Raw genomic sequence first — 2,414 nt, forward strand, 5'->3', positions numbered from 1 at the left:
GTGTACACGGGCAATGACAACCTGCGGGCATTGGACGCAGTGGTGACCGGCGGCACTGGGGCCACGACTTATGCGACGTATAACGCGACGCTGGGCAACATGAGTTCACGCGTGGCCGGCACGCGCAATTACTACGCGCGGGTGCAGAGCAACGCGACGATGACGGGTGCCACGGCCACCAAGGTGTACGACGGTTCCAACACGGCGTTGGGTTTCACCAACCTCTCGGGAGCGACGGTGTCGATCCTGGGTTGCACGAGCGCAAACGTCTCCAACCTGACGGTGTCCAACGCGTCGTACAACACGACGCACGTAGGCACCGGCCTGGGGTTGTCGGTGACTGGCAACTCGGCCGTTCAACTGGTTGCCAATAGCCACAACTGGTCCGTCACGGGCTTCACGGCCACCCAGACGGGCGGCACGGGTGGCACCATCACCCCGAAGAACGTGACGGTGACGCTCTCCAACGTGACCAAGACGTACGACGGCAACACCAATGCGACGGTCAACGGCTCGACCGCGACGGGTCTGCTCTCGGGCGATACGCTGGCGGTGACGGGCAATGGCACGTACAACAACCAGCACGTGCTGAACGCGACCAATGCGTCGTTCAATACGGCGAGCCTGAACCGCAGCCTCACGAGTGCCACGCTGGGCAGCCAGCTGTCGGACTACAACATCAGCTACGCGAACACAACCAGCGGCGCGGCGGTGGTGGGCGGCACCATCACCAAGGCAAACGTGACCCTGACGGGCAACCTGACGGCCAACGACAAGGTGTATGACGCCACCAACACGGCAACGGTGAATGTTGGCAACGTGACGGCGCGCGGCGTGAACGGCGAGACGCTGACGGTGTGCGCGAGCGGTGCGACGGCGGCGTTCAACACCACGCACGTGGGCAACGGCCTGAACGTGACGATCGGCAACGTGACGCTGTCCAACGGCACGGGTCTGGTGAGCGACTACAACACGCAGAGCCTGAACGCCAACGCGACGGCCAACATCACGCCGGCGGCGCTGACGGTGACGGCGAGCAACGACACCAAGGTGTATGACGGCACGACCACTTCGGGTGGGTCGGCCACGGTGACGGGCCTCAAGGGTGCGGATCGGCTGAACGGCACCGTGGCGCAGCAGTTCAACTCCAGCCACGCGCTGGGTGCGAACGGCTCGACCTTGTCGGTGGCGCAGAACCTGACGAACGCTTCGATCACGGGCGGTGGCTACATCACCGACTACAACGTCACCTACGTGAACAACGTGGGTACCGTGACGCCCAAGAACGTGACGGTGACGCTCTCCAACGTGACCAAGACGTATGACGGGACCACCAACGCGACGGTCAACGGCTCGAGCGCGACGGGTCTGCTGTCGGGTGACACGCTGGCGGTGACAGGCAACGGCTCGTACAACAACCAGCATGTGCTGAACGCGAGCAACGCCTCGTTCAACACCGCAGGTCTGAGTGGCAATCTGACCAGCGCCACGCTGGGCAGCCGCCTGTCGGACTACAACGTCAGCTACGCGAACACGAGCAATGGTGCGGCGGTGGTGGGTGGCACGATCACCAAGGCGAACGTGACGGTCACGGGCAACCTGACGGCCAACGACAAGGTGTACGACGCCACCAACACGGCGACGGTGAACACGAGCGGCGTGACGGCGCGCGGCGTGAACGGCGAGACGCTGACGGTGAACACGAGCGGCGCGACGGCGGCGTTCAACACCACGCACGTGGGCAATGGTCTGAACGTGACGATCGGCAACGTGACGCTCTCCAACGGCACGGGTCTGGTGAGCGACTACAACACGCCGACCCTGAACCGCAGCACGACGGCCAACATCACGCCGGCGGCGCTGACGGTGACGGCGAGCAACGACACCAAGGTGTACGACGGCACGACGACCTCGGGCGGGTCGGCCACGGTGACGGGCCTCAAGGGCGCGGATCGTCTGAACGGCACCGTGGCGCAGCAGTTCAACTCCAGCCACGTGCTGGGCGCGAACGGCTCGACCTTGGCGGCCAATCAGTTGAGCAACGCCTCGATCACGGGCGGTGGTTTCATCACCGACTACAACGTCACCTACGTGAACAACGTGGGTACCGTGACGCCCAAGAACGTGACGGTGACGCTCTCCAACGTGACCAAGACGTACGACGGCAACGCCAACGCGACGGTCAACGGCTCGACCGCGACGGGTCTGCTCGCAGGTGACACGCTGGCGGTGACGGGCAATGGCTCGTACAACAGCCAGCACGTGCTGAACGCAAGCAACGCCTCGTTCAACACCGCAGGTCTGAGTGGCAATCTGACCAGCGCGACGCTGGGCAGCCGTCTGTCGGACTACAACGTCAGCTACGCGAACACGAGCAATGGTGCGGCGGTGGTGGGCGGCAAGATCACGCCGGC

At 64.3% G+C, this 2,414-nt stretch carries 1 protein-coding gene; it reads left to right on the forward strand.

From position 1 onward, the window contains the following. A partial coding sequence (locus ABIC76_RS25495; protein WP_354535647.1) for a beta strand repeat-containing protein occupies window positions 1-2,414 on the forward strand: 2,414 nt, incomplete at both ends.

The sequence above is a fragment of the Ralstonia sp. 1138 genome (assembly GCF_040544795.1).
In the GTDB taxonomy this organism is placed as follows: Bacteria; Pseudomonadota; Gammaproteobacteria; order Burkholderiales; family Burkholderiaceae; genus Ralstonia; species Ralstonia flatus.